The organism is Flavobacterium sp. (genome assembly GCF_044338735.1).
In the GTDB taxonomy this organism is placed as follows: domain Bacteria; phylum Bacteroidota; class Bacteroidia; order Flavobacteriales; family Flavobacteriaceae; genus Flavobacterium.
This window is the reverse complement of the sequence record NZ_JBIIWV010000115.1, coordinates 1-6680: the sequence shown is the minus strand read 5'-3', so window position 1 is coordinate 6680 and position 6680 is coordinate 1. Positions and strand designations below refer to the sequence as shown.

The window sequence follows — 6680 nt, the reverse complement described above, 5'->3', positions numbered from 1 at the left end:
ACTTGCTAAAAGAACAAATATTGCTAATAATCTGTATTCTGCTTTTAAGAAAGCTAATGCTCCTTCATAAATGTAGTCTGAAATTTCTTTCATTTTACCGTCTCCGGCATCTTGCTTTAATACCCATGCTCTTTTGGCAGCCATAAATGCTAAACCAATTAACGCCATTACTATTGGCACATAAATCATCATTGATTCCATAAAAAATTATTTTTGTTCTTAATTTTATCGGATGCAAAAATAACAATTTTTTAAGAACATATACAATTTGTATTGTTTTATAAAAACAAATTTGCAAAATTTATATGGTTTTTGTTCATCTATCTGAGAAATAGAGCCATTTCAATTATAAATAAAGGAGATAATGGAATGGAAATCAATACTGCATTCTTCTATTTTATAATTTATTTAGGATTGTTTTTTACAGGTCTGGGAAAATATAGCTTGGATACCCTATTCTTTAAAAAATAATATTTTTAGTTATGAAAACTATTAAATACCCTAGGAGTTGGATTTATACATCAAATGTTGACCGATCATTCAACAGTTCAACATTTGTGCACTAAAAATAGAATCCAAAAGAAGCTCTAACCGCAAATTTTCTGGCATTTGGCATTTCAAGATAACTTCCACGCCAAGCACAATCGATACGTAGTACTTTAAAAATATTTCCAATACCTGCATGGTATTCCCAATATATATCCTCTGGGGCAGTGTAGGTTAGACCCGAAGCATTTAATAGTTTATTTTCATTAGAAACTTTACCGTAAACACCTTTAATTCCTATGATTTCTCGTAAATTTAATTTTCTTAAGTAAGGAATTCTAGAAAACAATCTTCCATTAAAATGGTGTTCAAAATGCAAAGAAGCATATTCATCAGCTACAAAGTCATAATAATTTAACAAATTATAGGTGTTTTCAATTACGAACCACGATTGATTTCCAGGAATAACTCCCATTAAACCCAAAGGCACTTCGCCAAATATTTTACCCGTTTCAAAAGTAGAAAACAACCTTCCAAAACCACCTATTAATACAGGTTGTCTATAATAAAATTGGACTTTTTGATAATCAAAATCGCTGTTCATTACTCCTTTAAATCCTTGGCTATAGCTTAAAAATAATCGAGCATAATTATTGTCCACATCTAGTCGTTCAACACCATATCCAACGGTTCTACGTTTTGGAGTAAATTCAGTAACCAAATTGATTTCCGATTGTTTGACTTCGCTTTTAGTTGTTGTTTGTGAGCCATCAGTATAATAATCTAAGCTAAATTGATCTGATGCTGATTTTAAGGTACGATAGGATAAATTAGTTTGAAAAGTTAGATTTTTGACTGGTTCAATTTCGAGACCAATAGTTGTAAGATTAACTGAGGTTAATTGATTGTTAACACCGCTAGCAAATAGCGCAGAGGAAGCAAAACTTCGGCCTAAAACATCATTTGAAGTGGTCAAACTTACACCCATTTGCTCAACATCTCTTCGATTACCTGCTGATAATATGATGCGATTTTTCTTATCTACCATCCATTTTCCAGAAATACCATATTTGAATTTATTATCTCTAAATCCATAAGCGGTATACCCTTGTAAACGCCAAGTATCATTTGAACCAAAATAGGTTCTTCCGCCAAATCGTAACCGTTGTCCTTCAACATCATTGTATCCAAAACTTGAAAAAATAGGACCATAATCTAATTTCCATTTCGGAATTTCAATATAACCACTTCCTAAAATGGTAGCTAAACTATAAATTCTTTTAAAACGAGGCACTTCCTTTAAAGTGTCTAACATTTTATAGATTCCGGCTTCATTTTTATTCAAGTTTTCAAAACGATTCTCTGCCCAAAATTCATCAGATTTATTAAAGACCGAATTGTCATAAAAATTGACTTCTTCTTTAAAAAACTTATCCTCTTTTGGTAAATTGAATTGATGATTTTTAAAAAGCGTCGTTCTTTTTCCGTAAACACCTTTTGATTCTTCTTTTTTGGAAAAACTAAAATCAGACATCATATAATCTCGGGTTAGTAAAAAAACCGAATCGTTCATTACTTCAAACTCTTGCTCAATATATATTTCTTTTACCCAGTTGATATTGGCACTTTTACTGGCTTCTAGATTTATTTTTTTTATCGCAAATGTCGTATCATTTACCCAAAAATCACCTTTAAAAGTTAATTCGTTTTTTCGGCGCGGATAATACACAATATTATAACACCATTTATTATCAATATACATACTATCAGATAGCACATAATTGTACACATTAATTCCTGTGCGAGATAATGGACTCACAAAATCTTTATCGAAAAATTTTAAGTAATTATCATAAATATCATAATCGGCATATAAATCTTTAATAAAGGTGTTAACGCCATCTCCAGATCCTAATCCCGAATTTTTATTTGCAGTGGTAATTTCTTTTGTTTTCTTAACTTCATTATTTCCGTATACTTGGCTTAAAGTCTCGTTAATAAAAATGGGTAAAAATGTTTTTCCAGAAATTTTTGAAGTATCAATTTGTTTGAACACAAATTCCATTCCTTTAAAAACTTTACTTTTCATAAAAGCAGAATCAATTGTATTTAAATCAAACTCTACTTTTTCATATTTTTCATATTGATAATGCTTGAACATTTTGAGTCCGTTTTTTCTTCTACGTTCCCAAATTTTTCTCAAAATATCCAAGGCTGGATTATTCTTTTTTGAAGTTTTTCCAGTATAAACTGTTACTTCATTTAATGATATTCCAGATTTTAAAACTATTTTAAGATCTTTATTTAGTCCCGGGACCAATTTAAGTTCTACTTTGTCATAACCTACAAATGAAACGATTAAAATATCATAATTCCCTTCCGATTCAAAATAAAAATTACCATTATCGTCTGTTATAACTCCATCTCTAGACCCTTTTAATACAACATTTGCAAAGGCTATTGGTTCGTTCATTTCGTCTACAACCTTTCCACCAACTTTTGTTTGACCAAAAATAATTGTTGTAAAAAACAAAGTAAAAAATAAGATTTTCTTTTTCATAAATAAAACAAAAAACTTCATCGGCGTAAGGACTGATGAAGTTTCAAATATAAGACGTTTTTTACTATTTATAAGTAACTTTTTTTACCGCTTTAATAACATCTTGCGCATTAGGCAACCATTCTTTTAATAAGGTTGGAGAATAAGGCGCTGGTGTATCAGCTGTAGTGATTCTTTGCACAGGCGCATCAAGAAAATCAAACGCTCTTTCTTGAACCATATATGTTATTTCAGACGCAACCGACGCAAATGGCCATGCTTCTTCTAAAACTACTAGTCTATTTGTTTTTTTCACAGAAGTTAAAATGGTTTCATAATCCATTGGACGAACCGTTCTTAAATCAATGATTTCACAAGAAATACCTTCTTTAGCTAATTCGTCAGCAGCTAAAAAAGCTTCTTTAATGATTTTTCCGAACGAAACAATAGTAACATCGGTTCCTTCTCTTTTAATATCGGCAACGCCTAATGGAATAATGTATTCCCCTTCTGGCACTTCACCTTTATCACCATACATTTGTTCCGATTCCATGAAAATTACTGGATCGTTATCTCTAATAGCTGCTTTTAATAATCCTTTAGCATCATATACTGTTGAAGGTACAACTACTTTTAAACCAGGTGTATTAGCAAACCAATTTTCAAAAGCTTGAGAGTGCGTAGCTCCTAATTGACCAGCAGAAGCTGTTGGGCCACGAAAAACCATTGGCATAGGAAATTGTCCAGCCGACATCTGACGCATTTTTGCAGCGTTATTGATTATCTGATCAATACCTACTAATGAGAAATTAAAGGTCATATATTCAACAATAGGACGATTTCCATTCATTGCAGAACCTACAGCAATTCCTGCAAATCCTAATTCAGCAATAGGTGTATCTATAACACGTTTTGGTCCAAATTCATCAAGCATTCCTTTTGACGCTTTATAAGCACCATTATACTCTGCTACTTCTTCACCCATTAAATATATAGTTTCATCGCGGCGCATTTCTTCACTCATCGCTTCACAAATAGCTTCTCTAAATTGTATCGTTCTCATGAAATTAGTTTCTAATTTGAATTATGATTCGCAAAAATAGGAAAAATAAAATTATACTTATGTGTTATCATAAAAAAACGTTTTTATTTCTACTAAATCGTTTTAGCTGATAATATATTTAAAAACGAGCGATTTTAGCGTTTTAAATTACATTTTAAAAGGAAAAATTGATTTTTTAATATGATATTCATATTTATTATGCGTGCATAGTTTTTTATTTCGATTTATTTTGTAATTTCGTGGCTGTATAAAAGAACACTAAATTTAAATAAAATGAAAATATTAGTTTGCATCAGTCACGTACCTGATACTACTTCAAAAATTAATTTTACCAATGGTGACAGCGAGTTTGACACTAATGGCGTACAATTTGTCATTAATCCTAATGATGAATTTGGTTTAACACGCGCTATTTGGTTTAAAGAACAACAAGGTGCAAGTGTAACCGTTGTAAATGTTGGTGGAGCCGATGCAGAAGCAACATTAAGAAAAGCTTTAGCTATTGGAGCAGACGAAGCAATAAGAATAAACGCAAATCCTTCTGATGGAATGTTTGTGGCAAAGCAATTGGCTGCAGTAGTTAAAAATGGTGGATATGATTTAGTTATCGCCGGGAAAGAATCTTTAGATTATAATGGTGGTATGGTTCCTGGAATGCTTGCTGGATTAATTGGCTGTAATTTTGTTAATGCCTGTGTAGGAATTGATGTAAATGGCAATGATGTAAAAGTTACCAGAGAAATTGATGGTGGTAAAGAAATTATTTCTACTAGCTTACCATTAATTGTAGGTGGACAAAAAGGAATAGTTGAAGAAAAAGATTTGCGCATTCCTAACATGAGAGGAATTATGATGGCACGTACAAAAGTACTTACCATTGTTGAACCAACCGGAGATGCAGTTGCTACAAAAGCCATTAAGTTTGAAAAACCAGCTGCTAAATCTACTGTGAAACTTATTAATGCTGATAATTTAGATGAATTAATTAGTTTATTACACAACGAAGCGAAAGTAATTTAAGATTTTTGAATACTGATTTATGATATCTGAAAACTTCATAAATCAAAAATCGAAAATCGTTAATCTTAAATCATAAAAATCATGTCTATACTTATATATGCTGAATCAGCAGACGGAAAAATAAAAAAAGTAGCTCTTGAATTAGCTTCTTACGCTAAAAAAGTAGCAGCATCAATGGGAACGAGCGTAACAGCAGTAACCATTAATAATTCGGATGACAGTGCTTTAGCTGCCTACGGAGTAGATAAAGTATTAAAAGTATCAAACGATAAATTAAACAACTTTAGCGCGAAAGCCTATTCCGATGTAATTGTACAAGCTGCTAAAAAAGAAGGAGCTCAAATAGTTTTAGTTTCTTCTTCAACAGATAGTTTATACTTAGCTCCTTTAGTTGCTGTTGCACTTGAAGCTGGCTATGCATCAAATGTGGTAGAATTACCAATAAGTACTTCACCTTTTCAAGTAAAAAGAACAGCGTTTTCAAACAAAGCTTTCAACTTTACAGAAATTTCAACTCCAATAAAAGTTTTGGGAATCGCAAAAAATTCTTTCGGATTAATTGAGCATAGTGCATCCTTAAATGAAGAAATTTTCGCACCTGCTTTAAACGATGCTGATTTTGGAGTAAAAGTAGAAAGCGTAGAAAAAGTTTCTGGAAAAGTAACTATTGCAGATGCTGAAATTGTGGTTTCGGCGGGTCGTGGAATGAAAGGTCCAGAAAATTGGGGAATGATTGAAGAATTAGCTTCGGTTTTAGGAGCTGCAACCGCTTGTTCAAAACCGGTTTCAGACATTGGTTGGAGACCTCACAGTGAACACGTAGGACAAACTGGAAAACCTGTAGCATCTAACTTATATATTGCCATTGGTATTTCTGGAGCCATTCAACATATTGCGGGCATCAACTCTTCAAAAGTAAAAGTAGTTATCAACACAGACCCAGAAGCACCTTTCTTTAAAGTAGCTGATTATGGCGTTGTAGGTGATGCATTCACTATAGTACCTCAATTAATTGAAAAACTAAAAGCTTTTAAAGCGAGCAACTCCTAATAAATTAGTTGTTCAAAAATATATTATATTAAAATTAGAGTTATCTTTGTTTAGATAGCTCTTTTTTTTATTTTTGAAGCGGTTCAATTCCATCAAAAAAGAACTTAACAACTAAATTTAACATCATTAGATTAATTACAACCCCATAAATGAGTCTTGTAAAATTACATATAAAAGGCATTTCATACAGTCAAACACAAAACGGAGCGTATGCTTTAATTTTAAACGAAGCAGATGGCGATCGAAAATTACCCATTGTAATTGGCGCTTTTGAAGCTCAGTCTATAGCTATAGCATTAGAGAAGGAAATTAAACCCCCACGCCCACTTACGCATGATTTGTTTAAAAATTTTGCCGATCGATTTGACATTGTAGTCAAACAAGTCATCATTCATAAATTAGTTGACGGTGTATTTTTTTCAAGTATTATTTGTGAGCGCGATAAAATCGAAGAAATTATTGATGCCCGAACTTCAGATGCAATTGCATTGGCTATTCGTTTTAATGCCCCTATTTTTACCT

6 protein-coding genes are annotated in these 6680 nt (G+C 32.1%); 3 read left to right on the top strand and 3 right to left on the bottom strand.

Going from position 1 to position 6680, the window contains the following annotated elements:
• The 3 genes from ACIQZC_RS07985 to ACIQZC_RS07975 all read right to left on the bottom strand — a co-directional run.
• The coding region (locus ACIQZC_RS07985; RefSeq protein ID WP_396138708.1) for a sodium/proton-translocating pyrophosphatase at positions 1 to 201 on the bottom strand (201 nt) is incomplete at its 3' end.
• A gap of 361 nt (positions 202 to 562) precedes the next feature.
• Entirely contained in the window at positions 563 to 3046 is a 2484-nt protein-coding gene (locus ACIQZC_RS07980; RefSeq protein WP_396138707.1) for a DUF5686 family protein, read from the bottom strand.
• A gap of 64 nt (positions 3047 to 3110) precedes the next feature.
• Positions 3111 to 4088, bottom strand: coding sequence for a pyruvate dehydrogenase complex E1 component subunit beta (locus ACIQZC_RS07975; RefSeq protein WP_396138706.1), 978 nt, complete (start codon positions 4086 to 4088; stop codon positions 3111 to 3113).
• A gap of 273 nt (positions 4089 to 4361) precedes the next feature.
• Here ACIQZC_RS07975 and ACIQZC_RS07970 point away from each other — a divergent pair, with 273 nt between their 5' ends.
• The 3 genes from ACIQZC_RS07970 to ACIQZC_RS07960 form a co-directional block, all read left to right on the top strand.
• Complete coding sequence (locus ACIQZC_RS07970) at positions 4362 to 5108, top strand: electron transfer flavoprotein subunit beta/FixA family protein (RefSeq protein ID WP_396138705.1); 747 nt, start codon at positions 4362 to 4364, stop codon at positions 5106 to 5108.
• An 81-nt stretch (positions 5109 to 5189) separates the two neighbouring features.
• Complete coding sequence (locus ACIQZC_RS07965) at positions 5190 to 6158, top strand: electron transfer flavoprotein subunit alpha/FixB family protein (RefSeq protein ID WP_396138704.1); 969 nt, start codon at positions 5190 to 5192, stop codon at positions 6156 to 6158.
• 149 nt (positions 6159 to 6307) lie between these two features.
• Positions 6308 to 6680 (top strand): bifunctional nuclease family protein (locus tag ACIQZC_RS07960; RefSeq protein WP_396138703.1); only part of this gene is annotated, 373 nt, incomplete at its 3' end.